This window comes from Xanthomonas sp. WHRI 10204 (assembly GCF_040202875.1).
Lineage (GTDB): Bacteria > Pseudomonadota > Gammaproteobacteria > Xanthomonadales > Xanthomonadaceae > Xanthomonas.
Genome location: NZ_JBEGDW010000001.1, coordinates 533732 through 550778, shown reverse-complemented (window position 1 = coordinate 550778; position 17047 = coordinate 533732). Strand labels below are relative to the sequence as shown.

General features: G+C 64.0%; 13 protein-coding genes and 2 other RNA genes. 6 read left to right on the top strand and 9 right to left on the bottom strand.

Annotated features, from left to right (window positions below; genetic code table 11):
• Positions 1–35: 35 nt before the first annotated feature.
• Positions 36–482, top strand: coding sequence for a DUF192 domain-containing protein (locus ABQZ00_RS02440; protein ID WP_115554515.1), 447 nt, complete (start codon positions 36–38; stop codon positions 480–482).
• A gap of 40 nt (positions 483–522) precedes the next feature.
• Positions 523–1404, top strand: a complete 882-nt coding sequence (locus ABQZ00_RS02435) for a SirB1 family protein (RefSeq protein ID WP_055848554.1) — start codon at positions 523–525, stop codon at positions 1402–1404.
• 28 nt (positions 1405–1432) lie between these two features.
• Here the strand turns inward: ABQZ00_RS02435 and ABQZ00_RS02430 are convergent, their stop codons facing one another.
• Positions 1433–1888, bottom strand: coding sequence for a hypothetical protein (locus tag ABQZ00_RS02430; RefSeq protein WP_115562797.1), 456 nt, complete (start codon positions 1886–1888; stop codon positions 1433–1435).
• 216 nt (positions 1889–2104) lie between these two features.
• Positions 2105–2317, bottom strand: coding sequence for a rubredoxin (locus ABQZ00_RS02425; RefSeq protein WP_372365861.1), 213 nt, complete (start codon positions 2315–2317; stop codon positions 2105–2107).
• 51 nt (positions 2318–2368) lie between these two features.
• On the opposite strand from ABQZ00_RS02425, the gene thiE reads away from it, so the two are divergent.
• Both thiE and ABQZ00_RS02415 read left to right on the top strand, forming a co-directional pair.
• On the top strand, positions 2369–2992 hold the full coding sequence (thiE, locus tag ABQZ00_RS02420) for a thiamine phosphate synthase (protein WP_115528824.1): 624 nt from the start codon (positions 2369–2371) through the stop codon (positions 2990–2992).
• Positions 2993–4012: 1020 nt separating this feature from the next.
• A non-coding RNA gene (locus tag ABQZ00_RS02415) (sX9 sRNA) lies at positions 4013–4088 on the top strand.
• A 4-nt stretch (positions 4089–4092) separates the two neighbouring features.
• On the opposite strand, the gene ABQZ00_RS02410 is transcribed toward ABQZ00_RS02415, so the two are convergent.
• Positions 4093–7275 carry an outer membrane beta-barrel protein gene (locus tag ABQZ00_RS02410; RefSeq protein ID WP_161963133.1) on the bottom strand — a complete coding sequence of 1061 codons (3183 nt, stop codon included), beginning with the start codon at positions 7273–7275 and terminating at the stop codon, positions 4093–4095.
• Between the two features lie 305 nt (positions 7276–7580).
• Here ABQZ00_RS02410 and hemL point away from each other — a divergent pair, with 305 nt between their 5' ends.
• The gene (gene hemL, locus ABQZ00_RS02405; protein WP_115554518.1) at positions 7581–8870 is read left to right on the top strand and encodes a glutamate-1-semialdehyde 2,1-aminomutase; all 1290 of its coding nucleotides are present in this window, start codon (positions 7581–7583) and stop codon (positions 8868–8870) included.
• Between the two features lie 640 nt (positions 8871–9510).
• Complete coding sequence (locus ABQZ00_RS02400) at positions 9511–12279, top strand: winged helix-turn-helix domain-containing protein (protein ID WP_323537686.1); 2769 nt, start codon at positions 9511–9513, stop codon at positions 12277–12279.
• A 152-nt stretch (positions 12280–12431) separates the two neighbouring features.
• Here ABQZ00_RS02400 and azu read toward each other — a convergent pair whose 3' ends face one another.
• The 6 genes from azu to ABQZ00_RS02370 form a co-directional block, all read right to left on the bottom strand.
• Complete coding sequence (azu, locus tag ABQZ00_RS02395; RefSeq protein WP_323537687.1) at positions 12432–12881, bottom strand: azurin; 450 nt, start codon at positions 12879–12881, stop codon at positions 12432–12434.
• A 160-nt stretch (positions 12882–13041) separates the two neighbouring features.
• Positions 13042–13118: non-coding RNA, sX9 sRNA (locus ABQZ00_RS02390), on the bottom strand.
• Between the two features lie 128 nt (positions 13119–13246).
• On the bottom strand, positions 13247–14449 hold the full coding sequence (locus ABQZ00_RS02385) for a pyridoxal phosphate-dependent aminotransferase (RefSeq protein ID WP_323537688.1): 1203 nt from the start codon (positions 14447–14449) through the stop codon (positions 13247–13249).
• Positions 14450–14479: 30 nt separating this feature from the next.
• Positions 14480–14983, bottom strand: a complete 504-nt coding sequence (locus ABQZ00_RS02380) for a RidA family protein (RefSeq protein ID WP_323522226.1) — start codon at positions 14981–14983, stop codon at positions 14480–14482.
• 22 nt (positions 14984–15005) lie between these two features.
• The gene (locus ABQZ00_RS02375; protein WP_323537689.1) at positions 15006–15431 is read right to left on the bottom strand and encodes a c-type cytochrome; all 426 of its coding nucleotides are present in this window, start codon (positions 15429–15431) and stop codon (positions 15006–15008) included.
• Positions 15428–17035 (bottom strand): NAD(P)/FAD-dependent oxidoreductase, encoded by a 1608-nt coding sequence (locus ABQZ00_RS02370; protein WP_323537690.1) that lies wholly within the window; start codon positions 17033–17035, stop codon positions 15428–15430. The genes ABQZ00_RS02375 and ABQZ00_RS02370 overlap by 4 nt, the downstream gene beginning before the upstream one ends.
• Positions 17036–17047 lie beyond the last annotated feature (12 nt).

Here is a 17047-nt window from a genome sequence, read left to right as displayed (position 1 = left end):
AAGGTGCGCCATCCCTCGCCCCGTCGGTATGTCGCATGCGCCCTGTCCGCTTCCTCGTTCTTGCGTGTCTGATCCTGCTCGGCGGCTGCGCCAGCAGCGGTCCCTGGGTGGAACTGGCCGGCGCGCGCTATCAGGTGGAGCTGGCGCAGAACGATGCCGACCGCACCAAGGGGCTGATGTTCCGCGATGCCATGGATGAAGATCGCGGCATGCTGTTCATCCACGACCGCCAGGAACCGATGGCGTACTGGATGAAGAACACCAAGATCGCGCTGGACATTCTGTATTTCGACGACCAACGCCGGCTGGTGTCGCAGCAGCGCAATGTGCCGCCCTGTTCGGCCGGCGATGCCTGCCCGCCTTATCCCAGCAAGGCGCCGGCCCGCTATGTGCTGGAGCTCAATGCCGGCCAAGCGGCCAAGCTCAACCTGCAGGACGGGGCGGAACTTGGTTTCAGTGCGGATATTCCCAAGCTGAAGTGATTCACAGCGATGCGGTGTCTCCTGTCAGGAAGTACCGGACTTGAACCCCGCGCCGCTTGCCGACACTCTTGTCGGCATGGTCGACATGCTCCCACTTCCCCATTGGACCGCGCTCGCCAGCCTGGACGACGATGCGGTGCCGTTGATGTCCACCGCGCTGCTGATCGCGCGCGACGAGTATCCGCAGCTGGACGCCGAGCTATACGACACGCTGGTGCAGAGCCACGTCGAGCATCTGCGCCGCGAAGTGGATGCGATCGATCTGTGGCCGCTGAAGATGGCCGCGGTCAATCGCTACCTGTTCGATGAGCTGGGCTACTCGGGCAATCACGACGAGTACTACGACCCGCGCAACAGCTATCTCAACCAGGTATTCGAGCGCCGGCTGGGCAATCCGATCTCGCTGGCGATGGTGCAGATCGAAGTGGCCCGGCGCCTGGGCATCCCGCTGGCGGGCGTGTCGTTCCCGGGACATTTCCTGGTGCGGCTGCCGGTGGACGACGGCGTACTGGTGATGGACCCGTTCAATGGCGGTCGCCCGTTGGGCGTGGACGAGCTACGCGAACGCGCGCGCCCGCACCTGGGTGGCGAAATTCCCGACGACCGCGCTTTGGCGCAGATTCTCGACCCCGCCCCACACCGGGCGATCCTGATCCGCATCCTGCGCAATCTGCACGGCGTCTACGCCGATGCCGAACACTGGGACCGCGCCGCACGCAGCGCCGACCGCATCCTGAAGCTGGTGCCCGACCAACCCGAAGCGCTGCGCGACCGCGGCATGGCCTACCTGCATCTGGGCCACCGCAACGGTGCGCGGCATGACCTGACGCGTTATCTGCTGCTCAACCCCAGCGCGCAGGATGCTGCAAACCTGCACGAACATCTGGTGGAATTGAACAGTCAGCGCGCTCGCTCGCACTGACTGTTGCCGTCGGGAAACGACCCAAAAGCTACTGGGGTTTACCCTGCGGAGACCTTGGCACCTGATAAGAAGTTATATACTCGCCGTTCGCACCATATATAACCACGATATTATAATTAGCATCACTGTAGACCACTTGCGCGCTACAGGGACAGTTCGCCTGAGCTGTCAACATTCCGTCTGCTTGCACCGTAGCGTTCTGTGCACTCTTTCCGATAGGAAGTTGAGATGCTGCACCGGGCACGAGGGATAGCACCGCTAACACATCATTGTTAAGAGCGTTAATCTGGACAAATTTAAGACCGGCTTTTTCGAAAACGTAGACTTTAAATAGTGGCGATATGCTTAAATTTGCTTTGCCGGCAGGCAGTCGCTCACCCATGCCCTGGATTAGAGACTGTTGACCAGTCGTGGAACCAATCGCCCCGAATGAAGCTGTAAGGGCCAATGCCAACATCGTCGCACGCATCGATACCTTCAACATAAAAAATCCTTTTAGTATTGAAACGATTTCGGAGACTTACGTAAGAGCAGGACCAGCCGAAAAAAGCGGCGGTTCAGGCAGACATTATTGGCTGCCCACGAAGGCTACTCTTCTAAAATTCGGATTTCCAGTTCCACACATGAAATTTTTATCCAAGAAGATAATTTCATTATTATCCAAAGATAAGATCGATAAAATCTCTCTATCAGCGCCCCCTCAATCGATCTCCACCATCTCGAAGTCGTCCTTGGTCACGCCGCAATCTGGGCAGGTCCAGGTGTCGGGCACGTCTTGCCAGGCCGTGCCGGGGGCGATGCCTTCTTCGGGGATGCCGTCGGCCTCGTGATAGAGAAATCCGCAGACGACGCACATCCAGGTGCGGTAGGTGGTGGTGGATGTGTCGCTCATTGGATAATCGCGGTCACGCAACGGTGGGACCTGCATTGTCCCATCCCACCTATCGCTTTCGGAAGCGCTGCCATGCCCCAGCTGCAAGACGCCCGCGGCGTCTACCTGATCACCCCCGATGACGCCGATACGCCGCGCCTGCTTGCGCGTACAGCGCCGCTGTTATCGGGCATCACCTGGCTGCAGTACCGCAACAAGCAGGCGGACGCGGCACTACGGCTGCAGCAGGCCAGCGCCCTGCGCGAGGCCTGCGCCGCCCACGGCGTGCCGCTGGTCATCAACGACGATGCGCAGCTGGCAGCGCAGGTCGGCGCGCACGGCGTGCACCTGGGCGAAGACGATGGCGATGTGGCGGCGGCACGCGCGCTGCTAGGGCCGCAGGCGATCATCGGGGTGTCGTGTTACGACGAGATCGATCGCGCGCACGTCGCGGCTGCCGCAGGCGCCAGCTACGTGGCGTTCGGCGCGTTTTTCCCCACCACTACCAAACAAACGACCCGTCGCGCCACGCCCGCGCTGCTGCAACAGGCGGCCAACCTCGGCGTGCCGCGGGTGGCCATCGGCGGGATCGCGCCACCGCAGGTCGGTGAGCTGGTCGCTGCAGGCGCCGAGTTGATTGCCGTGGTCAGCGGCATCTATGCCGCACCAGACCCAGTTGCTGCATTGCAGGCGTATCGGGCCGGGTTTGCGCAATAGCGTCGCTGGCGGATGACAGCGTTACGGGCAATACGCGCCACTCCAGATAGAAGAACGTCTGGAATACGCGTGCGACCGCGCTTGCGAAGCGTCGCTTTGTCTGGATGCGATCGAATGTCGGTGTAATACCGCAGGATCGAGGACACGGTGCCCTCGCCGCTTGCGGGACACGCCGTGAACCCATCCCTGGGGCTCCTTGGCGAGATCCATGCCGCCAAGGGTCCCGCAAGCAGCGAGGACACCGCGCAAGGACGATGGTCGGTGCCTGGATAGAAAGCTGATTGCAGCACGTCGCGCCGCTGCCCTCTGTGAATCGCATCGTCATCGCATTCAACAGACGCTGGCGCAGAGAGGCCTGAAGCTGGCACCCATCGCATACGCATAGCAACGCAGTGCACCGCTCGCACCACGCACACCGACCCTCACGACAGGTCCTTGCCCGCCCGCCCTCGCGGGACCTTTGGCGGCATGGATGCCGCCAAAGAGCCTACAGGGACGTACTTGCGGCGTGTCCCGCGAGGGCGGGCGGGCAAGGACCCTGCAGCCAAGCCGCAGACCTGCCCCTCTGCTCTTGATCTGTCTGCGCGACCAAGCGAATCACAATCGCAATTCGCATCGTGCGTCCTTCAGATGCAATCCATCGCCGAAATCAAAAATGCAGCAAGTCGAGCGCGCGGCGCCTCGCCGCTTACCAGACACGCAGTGCTCCATCCGTGAAGCCCCCGTAGCCGCATCCGTACCACCACAGGGTTCCGCAAGCGTCGAGAACACCGCACCGTGCAGTTGATCGGTGACTGGTTGGAAAGCTAATTATTGTGCAGACCGTGTCGAGCTGCTGCGGCGAGTCGCTAGTCAGCCCGGAAGATCGAACCCACTGAACACACTATCGCCCCAACGAAAAACAGCGACGCGTACAAAACGCGTCGCTGCCAGAACACAGTTCTTCGAAGCTATCGCTACGAGCCGCTAACAACGCTACTACGTCGCTGCCAGGCGGGTGCAGCCGGTACTCGGATCGGTATGTACTGCGCGTACGCGCCGCATCTGAGTGCGCCGTCCACACCCGCCTGGCAACTGCTCGCTACGTTTTTTAGCCGCGCTTAGAAGTCGTAGCTCAATGTCACCCGGCCCGAGCGCGGTGCCTGGTACGCCACCACCTGATCCCACAGCGGGTTGGTGGTGTTGTCGGGCAATTGCGAGAACGGGTAGATGTTGGTTGCGGTCTGCTCGTTGGTGATGTTGAACACATCGAAGCGCAACGCCAGCTTGCCGTCTGCAAACGCCGGCTTGTAGGTCACGCCCATGTCGAGCTGGGCGATCCAGCCCAGGCGGCCCTGCGAACCGGGGGGCGAAGCACTGCCGGTGCCGGTTTCCGGGTTGTAGCAGTAGTGGTACGGCCCGCCAGTGATCGCACTGCCGCCATAGCCGGCCGGATCGCGGCCGCTGTACTCGGTGCCGTAGTAGTTGCCCAGGCAGTTATGCGGCGCGCCGGAGATCAGGCTGAAATTGGCCGAAGCGCCCCACTGCGGATTGAACTGGTAGAAGCCGAACAGCTTGAGCTGATGACGATGGTCGTTGGATTGATCACCATTGAAGTGCTCCATCAACGCCGCATGGTCCCAGCTCTGCGTGGTCGACACCGAGGCCTGGCCCTGGTAGCTGCCCAACGCGCCGCCGGTGCGCCACAGGTCCGAACGCACCTGGCCTTCGGTGGTGCCGTAGCTATGCGACCAGACATAGTTGACCTTGGCGTACCACTGGCCGTCGAACGGACGCTCCAGATTGAATTCCACCGCCGAATAGTTGCGCTTGAACTTCGGAAAGCCCGCCGCCTCGCGGCTCACCGACACTTCGTGGAACTGTCCGTCGGTACCGATCACGCCCCAGGTATTGGTCTGACCCGGATTGATCAGCGATGCACCGGCCACTTGCGAGAAGTCGATGGTGACGCCTTGCGCCGCCGCCGCGTTGATCAGCGCCGTGTTGGAGACGTCGTAGTTCTGGTCGTCGATGCCGGCATTGAGACGACGATGCGTGCCGCGCACGCCCAGCACCCAGCCACTTTCGAGTTGCTTGGTAAAGCCGAGGATGACCTCGTCCTGATTCTCGCCTTCGATGTCCTTGGCCACCGCGGTGCGCACATCGGCAATGCGGCCGAAACGCGAGTTGGCCGACACCGCAGAGCCCAGTTGCTGCGCCAGCACCGGCGTGCCATCGGCATTGATGCCGCTGTAGGTGAAGTAGGTGTCGGTGGTGGTGGCCGGGGTGAACAGGCTCACCGCCGACAGCGGCAGACCGAGGTAGTAACGGCCGAGGTTACCGAACACCTTCAGGCTGGAATCGCCGTTGACGTCCCAGCTGAAGCCCAATCGCGGTGCCCAGGCATTGTCCACTTCGATATAGGGGTCGCCGAACGGGGTGTAGTTGGTGAACTCGTCCTTGCGCAGGCCGATGCTCAACAGCAGGTTGTCGGTGACCTGCCACTTGTCTTCGATGTAATACGCGCGCTGCTTGGCCTCGTACGAGTACAGGCTGGTGTTGATATTGCGCACCGCGTAATAGCCGCTGGAGCCGTTGACCGGATCGACCAGGCCCGGGCTTGGTGCGCCGATGCCGCCGGCTTCGTTGGCCGACTGACTGACCAATCCGCCGGTGGCCAGTCCGTTGGGATCGTTGGTCTGGCCGTAGGTCCACGCAAAGCCGGGGCCGGACAGCACCGAGCCGACATCGATGCCTTCGGACTTCTGGTTGTCGATACCGAAGTTGAGCGTGTGGTGGCCGAGACGCCATTCCAGATTCAGGCGCTGATTGTCTTTTTTGTACTCGCGGTCGGGCGAACTGACCGAGGTCACCAGCTGATTGCCGATGCGCGGGGTGCCACCGGTATACGCCGGATTCTGCAGTGCGGCGCTGTTGATGACAGGGCCACCAGCCGCGTCGTAGTTGAACGGGGTCAGTTCGTCGGGCGTTGTCATCTTGCCGTACAGCGCGGTCACGGTGAGGTTATCGCCGAGGTAGCCGGTGTACTTGCCGGTGAACAGCGTGGGGCCGGTTTTCCAGGTGGATTCGTCGGTGAAATAACTGCCGCGCTGGCGGTCGACATAGTTGTAGCGATAGATCGAGCCGTTGGTCTCTGCCTTGTCGCTGGCACCGGTCACCTCGATCAGATGGTTGTCGGTGATGTTCCAGTCCACCTTGGCGTACCAGCGCTTTTGCTTGTAGTCGTAGTCGGTGAGGCCGCCGGTGCGGCCGTTGTCGGTGTCGCGATTGGTGCCCACGCGCACGCCGTCCGAATCCACCTGCTCGGCGGCCAGGAAGAAGAACAATTTGTCCTGGATGATCGGCCCGCCGACGTAGGCGCTATAGGTGGTCTGGTTGGCTTCGGCCTCGCTGGCCGGCTGGTACAGGCCGTTGGCCGCTCGCGCGTAGCGGTAAGCGGCGTTGTTGACGGTGCTGCCCTGGCTGTCCGGGCGCCAGTAGATATCGCGCTGATTGGCGCGCAAGCCGTTCGGCTCCCAAATGACCGCTGCGCCGAACTTCCATTCGTTGGTGCCGCGCTTGCCGATCTGGTTGATCACGCCCCCATTGGCGCGGCCGTATTGCGCGCCGTAGCCGCCGGTGAAGATTTCCTGCTGGTCGATGGCGCCGTACGGCAGGGTCAGACCACCCAGGTTGTTGCTGATGGTGGTGGTGTTGAACCCGTTGAGGTAATACGCGTTTTCGCTGGCGGCCGAGCCGCCGAAGCTGGGCAGCGAACCACCGAGCGGGCCGTTGTCGAAGCCGCCGCTGTTGACCACCACGCCCGGCGCCAGCAGCGCGATCGCTTCGGCGGTGCGGCCCAGCGGCAGTTGCTGCAGCTGTTCGGCGGTGATCACGGTGCGCGTATCCACGCTGCTGACGTCGATGGTGGTCAGGCCGGCAGCGGTGACGGTGACACTGTCCATGGTCTGCACGCCGCTCCCCGCGGCGTTGGCGGCGGCAAACGACACATCGGTGTTGGCGCCGACGGTGATGCTGACGTTCTCGCGGGTTTCCACCACCGCGCCATCGCGCTTGACCGTCACCTTGTAGGTGCCCAGCGGCAGGTTGCCGGCGGTGTAGCGGCCGCGCGCATCCACCGGCACTTCGCGACTGAGGCCGCTGTTGTTTTCCACCACCACGCTGGTGCCATTGCCCTGCCCCACGCTGCCGACGATGCTGCCGGTGGTCGACTGCGCGTGTGCACTGCCGATGGCCACAACCAGCGCCAACGCCAAAGCACGCTTCTGGATACTACGGTTCATGCGTTCTCCCCAAGATGGAAACTGCCGGCAACGCGGCTAAATGAACGGGGCCAACGGCCACCGCAATCACACTTTCTGAACATCGGCAGCGGGGCGCCAATGACCGCACGCCATCAGCTCATACCCAAACTGTCGATACCGTCGCGTTCGATCATAGGCAGCCAAGTTCCCCTACCCGGCGGCTCCGACGGGTAGGCGGGCCTCTGCCGGGTAGGCGCGCGAGGCCGCAGGCCTGACAATGGCGGACGCGATGCCCGTTGCCGGGCGTCGATGCCCCCATCGGTATTCCTCAAGGATCTGCGCGCATGAATCACACCCGCTCCCACGCCCTGTTCGCCCAGGCGCAGACCCTGTTGCCCGGGGGCGTCAATTCACCCGTGCGGGCGTTCAAGTCGGTCGGCGGCGAGCCGTTCTTCGTGGCGCGCGCCGATGGTCCGTATCTGTACGACGTCGACGACAACCGCTACATCGATTACGTGGGCTCGTGGGGCCCGATGATCGCCGGCCACAACCACCCCGCCGTGCGCGAAGCGGTGGAACGGGCGATCCGCGATGGGCTGTCGTTCGGTGCGCCCTGCGCGGCCGAGGTCACCATGGCCGAAACCATCACCCGGCTGGTGCCGTCGTGCGAGATGGTGCGCATGGTCAACTCCGGCACCGAAGCCACGCTGTCGGCGGTGCGGCTGGCGCGCGGCGCCACCGGGCGCAATCGCATCATCAAGTTCGAAGGCTGCTATCACGGCCACGGCGACTCGTTCCTGGTCAAGGCCGGCAGCGGCATGCTGACCTTGGGCGTGCCCACCTCGCCAGGCGTGCCGGCGGGCTTGAGCGAGCTGACCGCCACGCTCAGTTTCAACGACTTCGAAGGCGCCACCGCGCTGTTCGACGAGATCGGCGCCGACGTGGCGGCAGTGATCATCGAACCGGTGGTTGGCAACGCCAACTGCATTCCGCCGCTGGCCGGCTACCTGCAGCATCTGCGTACGCTGTGCACGCGGCATGGCGCGCTGCTGATCTTCGACGAAGTGATGACCGGCTTCCGCGTCGCACTGGGAGGCGCGCAGGCGCTGTACGGGGTGACGCCGGACCTGACCACCTTCGGCAAGATCATCGGCGGCGGCATGCCGGTGGGTGCGTATGGCGGCCGTCGCGACCTGATGGAGCAGATCGCTCCGGCCGGGCCGATCTATCAGGCCGGCACCTTGTCGGGCAATCCGGTGGCGATGGCGGCGGGCCTGGCGATGCTGGAGCTGGTACAGGAGCCGGGCTTCCACGCACGTCTGAGCGAGGCCACCAGCGCGCTGTGCGAAGGCCTGGAAGATGCCGCCCACGCCGCCGGAATCGCAGTCACCACCAATCAGGTCGGCGGCATGTTCGGGCTGTTCTTCACCGACGAAATCGTGGACAGCTACGCGCAGGCCATTGCGTGCGACACCACCAGCTTCAATCGCTTCTTCCACGCGATGCTGCAGCGTGGCGTGTATCTGGCGCCGTCGGCGTACGAAGCGGGCTTCATGTCCAGCGCGCACGATGCGGCGGTGATCGACGCCACGCTTGCGGCGGCACGCGAGGCGTTTGCGGACGTGGCGCGCTAAGCGCGCCTGCGCCGACACGCGTTGCCAGCATGATCGCCGGCCGTGGCCAGCCCACGCTGGCGATCGACCAGGGCATCGACGCCGCACGGGCAATTGCAAGCGTTGAGGCGCGGCTGCAGGCCCGGCAGTGCCTGCGCTGCAAGCGATGCGTCTGCACGCGGTGAGCCTTTACTGCCCGTTCGCTTCAGCCGCTTTACGCGAACGTGCCTGTTTGCCTAATGTCACCGAAGGCAACTGACAAGGCTCCGCAGCGCCCGCGCGGCGATGCGAATCGCAGTGACCGGCCGGCGCTCGCGGAGCCGCCGACGCACGCTGGCTGCGATGAATAGGCGCTACCACTCTCCTGCCCCTCCGCACTGAACAGCCCAGCGGGGCGAGCAGTGCCTGACCCAGCGCACAGCCTGCATGGTTGCCTGCGACGGCCACCGCAGTTAGCCCCAGCACACTTTGCTTTTGTCTTACGGCTGTCATACCTTTCTGAAAGGTGCTCACGGACGGGCATGGGTGGGGACCCTCGAAGCAGCCGATCTGTCGTTGTCGCCGTTGTGGTGACAGGCTGGCCGTCGCCGCTGTTTCACTCTGGTTGTGCAGCGTGTCGAGCCGGCGCGCTGCTGACGCTTGTCAGGGCCGCCCTCGCCTCATGTTCAAGCCTGTTGCGTTGCTCACCCCGCGCCCGTCGCCATTGCGCGACCATGCGCTTCCCGATTGGCTGCTTGCCAGCAAGCTGGAACCGCCATTGCCGCGCCCGGGTGCGGTAGTACGCGAGGTCTTGCTGACGGCACTGGATCAGGCGCAGCTGCGGCCACTCACGCTGCTGCTGGCCCCGCCGGGGTTCGGCAAAACCACCTTGCTTGCGCAATGGCATGCGCGCAGACGCGCGCACGACGATGCGGTAGCGTGGCTGTCGCTGGATGAAGAAGATGCCGATGCGGCGCGTTTTCTCGGCCATCTCGCGTTGGCGCTGCAGGGCGCGGGTGCAGATCCGGCGCTGTGTGCCGGCGTGATGCATAACCGCGACCAGGACCCGCGCGATGCGGCCACCGTGTTGATCCGCGCGCTGCGCAGCGCATCGCGGCGCATCAGCGTGATCCTCGACGACTACGACCGGCTCGGGAATGGCCCGGTCGATGAGTTGGTGTTGCGCCTGGTCGAACACAGTGGCGGGCGCCTGCATCTGTTGCTGGCCACGCGTCGCGTGCCGGCGTTGCCGCTGGCGCGGCTGGATCTGCAGGCGCACCTCAGTCGCATCGGCAGCGCGCAACTGGCACTGGACAACGACGAAGCGCGCGCACTGCTGGGACCGCACATCCCGGCACCGGTGGTCGACGAGCTGTTGCGCTACACCGAAGGCTGGCCGGTCGCCTTGCATCTGGCGCGACTGTGGCTGGAAGGCAATGCGCAACGTCAGCAGGAAGTCGCCGCACGTTTTTCCGGGCGCAGCACGCAGATTGCCGCGTATCTGGCCGAACAGGTCGTCAACGATCTCGATGCCGACACGCGCGATCTGCTGTTGCGCACCAGCCTGCTCGATCGCGTCAACGCCGCGCTCGCCGATGCGGTGCGCCAACGCGACGACAGCGGCCGGCTGTTGGCGCGACTGGACCATTTCCATGGCCTGCTGGTGCCGCTGGATGGCGAGCGCGAATGGTTCCGCTATCACCCGTTGTTTGCCGACTTCCTGCAGCAATGGCTCGATCGCGACCATCCCGGCCAGGCCGTGCAGCTGCATCAGCGCGCGGCGCGCTGGTTCGGCGAGCACCAGCATCTGGCCGACGCCGTGCGCCATGCCGCACGTGGCGAGTGCGGCGACCTGGCTGCCAGTTACATCGCGCGCGCCGGCACCTGGCAATTACTGCTGACCCACGGCATGCATGAAGTGCGCGCGTTGCTGCGCCATTTCGAGCACCGCAGCATCCGCGACACGCCTGCACTGAATCTCACCCAGGCGTATCTGCATCTGAAACTGGGCGAGTTCAGTCATGCGCGCCTGTTGCTGGAACGCTTCCGCGATTTCCCGGCAGCCGTGCGCGAGCCACTGCAGCGCGACTACACCGTGGTGGTGGCATTGCTGCGCGACCGCCTGGACGAGATCTGCGGCAATCCGCATGGCCTGACCCAGATTGCCGCGCAGGCGAGCGCATTGGACGAAGACGATCATCTCGGCCGCGGCACCTTGCTGTGCATCTGTGCCACAACCGCGCTGGCACAGGGCGGGTTTGCCGTGGCCGAGCGCTATGCCCTGGCCGCGCGCGATGCGATGCACCGTGGCGGCAGCGATCTGGGCGCCAGTCAGGCGTTGCTCTCGCTCGGCCAGAGCTTTTTCTACCGCGGGCGGCTCGGCGATGCCGAAGCCTGTTATCGGCAAGCGCTGAGCTGGTGCGCACGCACGCCGCAACTGGACCGCGTGCTGGAAGCGGCCGGCAACTGTCTGCTCGCGCAAGTGCACTACGAGCGCGGCCACCACGACGATGCCGCCGACCTACTGCATCCGGCGCTGGAACTGCTCGAGCAGCACGATGGCGGCGTGGACGTGCTGGCGGCCGCGTACGACACCGCGCTGGGTCTGGAACGCGTGCGTGATCACAGCGGGCGTAGTGCGCTGGTGCTGCTTGAGCATGTCGAGCAGATCGCGCATGGGCGCAAGCTGGCGCGACTGTCAGAGCTGGCGTCGGCATGGCGCTTGATGTTGCTGCTGGAGCATCCCGGCAACGCTGCAATCGATGTGGTGATCGCGCGCACTGGCGGGGAGTCCGGGCTGGCGCATACCCTGCGCTCGGCGCATCGCTGGCGCGATCGTGCGGCGATGGGCTTTGCGTTGGCACGTTGGCATCGCCTGGCCGGGCGTAGCCATGCGGCGCTGACCATTCTCGGCCAGATCGAGCAGGCCTGTCTGAGCAGCGATAACGCCTGCCATCTCGCGCGCACCCGCGCCCGCATCGCACTGGTGCTGCAGCAGCGCGGCGAACTGCTCGCTGCCCTGCCGCATTTGTACAGTGCGCTGGACCACGTGGCGCTGACGCAGAGCTGGCAGGCGATCATGGAGCTTGGATTGCCGGCAAAGGCAATGTTGCGCTCGCTGCGCCAACACGACCCGCAAACGGTTGGCGGCACCACGCGTGCATTGACCATCCAGGCGCTACTCGAACGCCTCAGTGGTGACGACGATCCCGCCAGCGATGTGTTCAGCGAACGCGAACTGGAAGTGCTGGCGCAACTAGCGCGCGGTTATTCCAACAAGCAGATCGCCCGCCACCTGCACTTGTCGGAAAACACGGTCAAATTCCATCTGAAGAATCTGTACCGCAAGCTCGACGCACGCAGCCGTGAAAGTGCGTTGGCGCAGGCGCTGCAGCGCGGAGTGTTGCGCGGCGAGGACACGCAGCAAGCATCGGATACGCTGCCGCGCTGAGCGGCGTGCACATCATCATGCATCGCGGATGCACACGCCTGTGACCGCGAAGACACTTGCGCATGCGTGGCGATGCGGTGGCTGTCGCCTGGTCGATGCGGCTGCGTCAACGCGGCGAAGGGCGCTGGAGACAGACTCCAAGCGCCCCACCATCACCCAAACTTCAACGTGCCTTTCATCATCGCCCAGTGCCCGGGGAACGAGCAAAAGAACGTATAGTCGCCGCCCTTGGTGAGTTTGCTGGTTGCAAAGCTGACCGTGGTGCTTTCGCCGCCACCGACCACCTTGGTATGCGCGATCACACGCGCATCGGCCTTGGGCAGATAGCTGTCGGCAATGGTCGAGCGCATGCCGTCATTGGCCACCGCCTGGAAATCGGCGGACTTGGTCAGCACCCAGTTGTGCCCCATCACCGTGGCGGCCATCTTGCCGGCGTGCTTGAGCGTCACATCCACTTGGGTGCAATCGGGTGCAATCGTGATGGCGCTTTGATCGAACTTCATCTGGTCGTTGCCGGTGATGGTCACCGCGCAGGTCCGCGCCCAGGCCGAGGGCGCCATCGCTATCAGGCCAAGCACAGCAATCGTCGAAAACAGCTTCAAAGGCAGTCCTCCTGCAATAAGAAAGCGCGGTGTGTGCAAGCGACCGACGCTCGCGCCTGCGCCAGTGCGGTCAGAGTAGCGCCTTGCCGTTGCCAATGCAGTGCTGCGCCGCCGCACAATCCAATGTGCGCGGCGATCGAGATGCGCCGACGCTAAGAGCGGCTAACAAAACGTAGCGAGCAGTCGTCAGGTGGGTGTGGACGGTGCGATCAGAACCGGAGTGTACGGGTGGTACATGCCGCACCGAGCACCGGCCGCGCCCGCCTGGCGGCTGCACAGTCGTTTTGTTAGCTGCTCTAAATATCCAGCGCATCAGGCGACAGCCACAGCTGCAGGATCACCGCGCGGCAGTCGCGCAGACGACGCTACGCATAGCGGAAGAAGTCGCGCATTGGATCGTTCACATCGGCTGTGGCCTGCGGCAGCGGCAGCGGGCCGCGCTTGCCGGCCATCACCTGCACGAACGCCTGCTTGAAGCGTGCCATCTCTTCGGGAGTGCCCACGGTGATCCGCGACCAGGTGGGCCACACCGGCCAACTGCGGCCGATGAACACGCCAAAGGTCGCCATGTCGTCCTTGAAACCTGCTGCCGGCCGCTTCACATCGACCATGAAGCAGTTGCTCTCCGACGCCGTACACGCATAGCCCTGCTGACTGAGGAAATCGATGACGTCCTGCCGCGTGGCTGCAGTGCGTGCACGGCGCTGTGGCACCAGATCGGGATCGCGCAAGCTGGCCAGACCCGCGGCGGCCGCCGTCACCGGCAGGCTGTTGACGCTGTAGAACATCAGCTTGGCAAGCAGCTCCGGGCGCGCGGCCGCGTACCCCAGCCGGATGCCGGCCATGCCGTAGAGCTTGGAGAAGGTGCGCAACACCACCACGTCCTCGCCGGCAGCCACCATGTCCACCACGCTGCGGGTGCTGCGCGCGAAGTGGATATAGGCCTCATCCACCACCAGCACGCTGCCCTTGGGCTTGTGCGCCAATGCGTAGTCCAGATCCTTGCGTGCGGTGACCGAGCCGGTGGGATTGTTGGGGTTGCAGATGTAGATCACGCCGGCATTGGCGTCGGCGGCGCACATCGCCTGCACGTCGTGCGAAAAATCCTTGCGCAACGGCACCTTGATCAACGTAGCGCCATTGCGCGTGGCAGCGCGCCACCCCGATTCGTAGGTCGGGTCGGCAGTGACCAGCGCGGCACTGGGCGAGGTGAAGGCCAGCATCGTGTAATCCAGCGGCTCGGTGGAGCCGGCATAGGCCATCAGATGGTTCACCGGCAACTTGAGCTCTGCCGCCAGCGTGGTCATCAGTTCCATCTGGACCTCGCGCAGATAGCGCCCGCCCTGCGGTGCAATCTGCGCAATGGCCCTGACCGCTGCTGCGGACGGGCCATCCGGGAACTCGTTGGAGCCGATCATTACCGGCGATAACGCGCCTGCCGCTGGTGGCACAACGGCAGCGGTGCGTTCGGCAGCATTGGCAAACAGCGGCAATGCGCCGGTCCCGGCGGCACCGGCAAACAGGGCGGAATCACGCAGAAATCTGCGGCGCGACAGCGGGGTATTCATGGCGCTCTCCAGCAAGGCAACGACGCAAACTCAAGGACGCACGGCGACCACTTCGATCTCCACCCGATACAGCGGATTACCCAGCGCAGCGATCTGGAAGGCCGAGCGTGCCGGCAAATTGGGCTGTTCCTTGGTGCCGAAGAACTGGCGGTAGCCTTCCATGAACCCGTTGAAATCCATCTTGCCGCCCATGGCCGGGTCGCCGACCAGAAACACCTGCATCTTCACCACATCGCCCATGCCCAGGCCGAGCGATTTCAGCTGGTCCTGGATCTGCTTCAACACGCTCACCGTCTGCGCCTTGGTGTCGCCGTAGGCGGCCGCAGAATCCTTCGGCACGCTGGTATCTACCACTGCCGGCACCTTGCCGCTGACATACACGGTGGCCTTGCCGGCCGGAACCTCCACCGCCGCGGCAATGGGGAAATCGCTATTGGGAATCTTGTGGCGGATCACCTCGGCAGCAGTTGCAGGGCTGAGGCCTGCAGACAACACGACGGTGGCAACGAGGGCATTGACGGCGGGACGGAACATGGCGACTCCTTGGAAGAGAGAATCAGTGGCGCAGCAGTTTGACGTCGTCGGCGGTGACACGCTCGGCATGGTCATTGCCGAAATGGGTACGCACATAGCTCACCACTTCGGCCACCTGACGATCTGTGAGCATGTCGCCAAATCCCGGCATGCCGGCGTTGCCGTCGAGCACCATCATGGTGACGTAGGGCGCAGCCGCCAGCTTGGGATTTCCCGCAAGCGCCGGGTATTCGCCGGCACCCTGCGCACCGCTGCCGGCCGGCATGTGGCAGCCCTGGCAGACCGCACGGTAGACATGCTCGCCGGAGGCGGCGGCGAACCCCTTTTGTGGATACAGCGCGGTGGCGTCGGAACTTTGCGCCTGCGCATCGCGCAGACCGGGCGGAAGCAGCGCAGCGCCGATGAGCAGCGCAACGGCCGCAGCACACACACGTGGCAACAGACTCATGCGCGACCTCCGCCGGCAATGACCTTGCGATGCAGGCGGCCGACGACATCGTGTGCCGACAGGATCGCGCCCTCCTGCCAGGCCGGGATATAGGACACATGCTCGCCCGCCAACGCCAGGCGGCCGTCGATCTGACAGAGCGGCTCGTAATGTTCGGCACGCGCCTGCTCGCTCCACATGCCGAAGCAGCCGTGGGTAAACGGCACACGGTGCCAACCGACCGCAATGCCGTTTTCGAATTCGCGCGGATATTGCGGGTGCAATTGCGTTCCGTATTCGACGGCCTTGCGCACCCGCTGCTCGGGACTCATCGAAGTGAATTGATAGGCATCCAGCCCCCACACGTAGGCCCCGAGCAGCACCCCCTTGCCGGCGCTGTGGTAACCGGTGCTGGGATAGCTGATCAAGGTGATCGGCAGATCGGTGTAGCTGATGCCGCCGTAGATGGCCTCGTCCTCTTCCCAGAAACGCCGTTTGAATTGCAGGCCCACCTTGACCGACGCGGCGTACGGCACCTTGCCGATCGCGGTGGTCATCGCGTCGCTGGCGGTGGTGGGAATCCGGCTGAGCACCGACAACGGAATCGTGCAGATGCACCAGTCCGCGCTGGCCATGCGTTCTTCGCCGCCGCGGGTGGCGTCCTGCCAGGACACGCGCACGCCGCTGCCGTCCTGATCGATCTTGGTGACCTTGGCGTTGTAGGTGATGGCATCGCCGAGCTGGCGCGCGAACGCCTTGCCGATCTGGTCCATGCCGCCCACCGGCTGAAACATGGTGGTCTGCATTTCGTAGTTGTTGCCGGCCGCCAGCGTGGTCCATAGCCGCGAACGCAGCACGTCCTGCACGCTGAAGGGGTCTGAAAATTCCGGTTTGCCCGACAAGCCACCACCGGGGTAGCGCGAAAAGCCACGCCGCTCGCTGCTGTCCTTGCCTTTGACGTAGCCGAAGTTGCGATCGAGCGCGCCCCAGCTGCGTAGCGATTCCAACAGCACCTCCTGATCTTCGCGGCTGACTGCCGTATCCAGTGCGTGCTGCTGTGTGCACTTGGCCAGCAACTCGGAGACATGGCCCTTGTAATCGGCATCGATCGCGCGGAAGCGCTGCGGTTTGCCATCGAAGCCTTTCTGGCTATGCAGTAGCGCGTTGTAATTGACCTGGTTGAACGCTTCCAACGCCACACCGAACTGCTTGCAGTAACTCAACACCGCCTTGTGGTGATGCGGAATGCGCCACGGCCCCGGATTGAGATACAACCCATCGTCGAACTGACAATGCTGGGTTGCACCGCCGAGTTCGGTGTAACGATCGCCACCACGCAACGTCCAGTTACGGCCACCGGGGCGGCCGTTGTATTCCAGCACCTGCACGCGATAGCCGGCCTTGCGCAGTTCGAAGGCCGCTGTCATCCCGGCCAGACCCGCGCCCAGAATCAGCACCGATGCGCCCTTCGGGTCGCCATCCAGCTGCATTGGCCCTGTAAAGCGCGATTCGGCCGCCATGCCCAGGCTGCTCATCGCCTGATACATCATCGCGCCGCCAGCGGTCATGCCGATGCGCGCCAGCAATTGCCGCCGCGTCATCGCCCCAGTGTGATTGCCTTGCATCAACGCACATCC

Coding starts and splice junctions, on each gene's coding strand:
- ABQZ00_RS02440 (WP_115554515.1), top strand. CDS start 36: ATGCGCCCTGTCCGCTTCCTCGTTCTTGCGTGTCTGATCCTGCTCGGC.
- ABQZ00_RS02430 (WP_115562797.1), bottom strand. CDS start 1,888: ATGTTGAAGGTATCGATGCGTGCGACGATGTTGGCATTGGCCCTTACA.
- thiE (WP_115528824.1), top strand. CDS start 2,369: ATGCCCCAGCTGCAAGACGCCCGCGGCGTCTACCTGATCACCCCCGAT.
- ABQZ00_RS02410 (WP_161963133.1), bottom strand. CDS start 7,275: ATGAACCGTAGTATCCAGAAGCGTGCTTTGGCGTTGGCGCTGGTTGTG.
- hemL (WP_115554518.1), top strand. CDS start 7,581: ATGAATCACACCCGCTCCCACGCCCTGTTCGCCCAGGCGCAGACCCTG.
- ABQZ00_RS02400 (WP_323537686.1), top strand. CDS start 9,511: ATGTTCAAGCCTGTTGCGTTGCTCACCCCGCGCCCGTCGCCATTGCGC.
- ABQZ00_RS02385 (WP_323537688.1), bottom strand. CDS start 14,449: ATGAATACCCCGCTGTCGCGCCGCAGATTTCTGCGTGATTCCGCCCTG.
- ABQZ00_RS02380 (WP_323522226.1), bottom strand. CDS start 14,983: ATGTTCCGTCCCGCCGTCAATGCCCTCGTTGCCACCGTCGTGTTGTCT.
- ABQZ00_RS02375 (WP_323537689.1), bottom strand. CDS start 15,431: ATGAGTCTGTTGCCACGTGTGTGTGCTGCGGCCGTTGCGCTGCTCATC.
- ABQZ00_RS02370 (WP_323537690.1), bottom strand. CDS start 17,035: ATGCAAGGCAATCACACTGGGGCGATGACGCGGCGGCAATTGCTGGCG.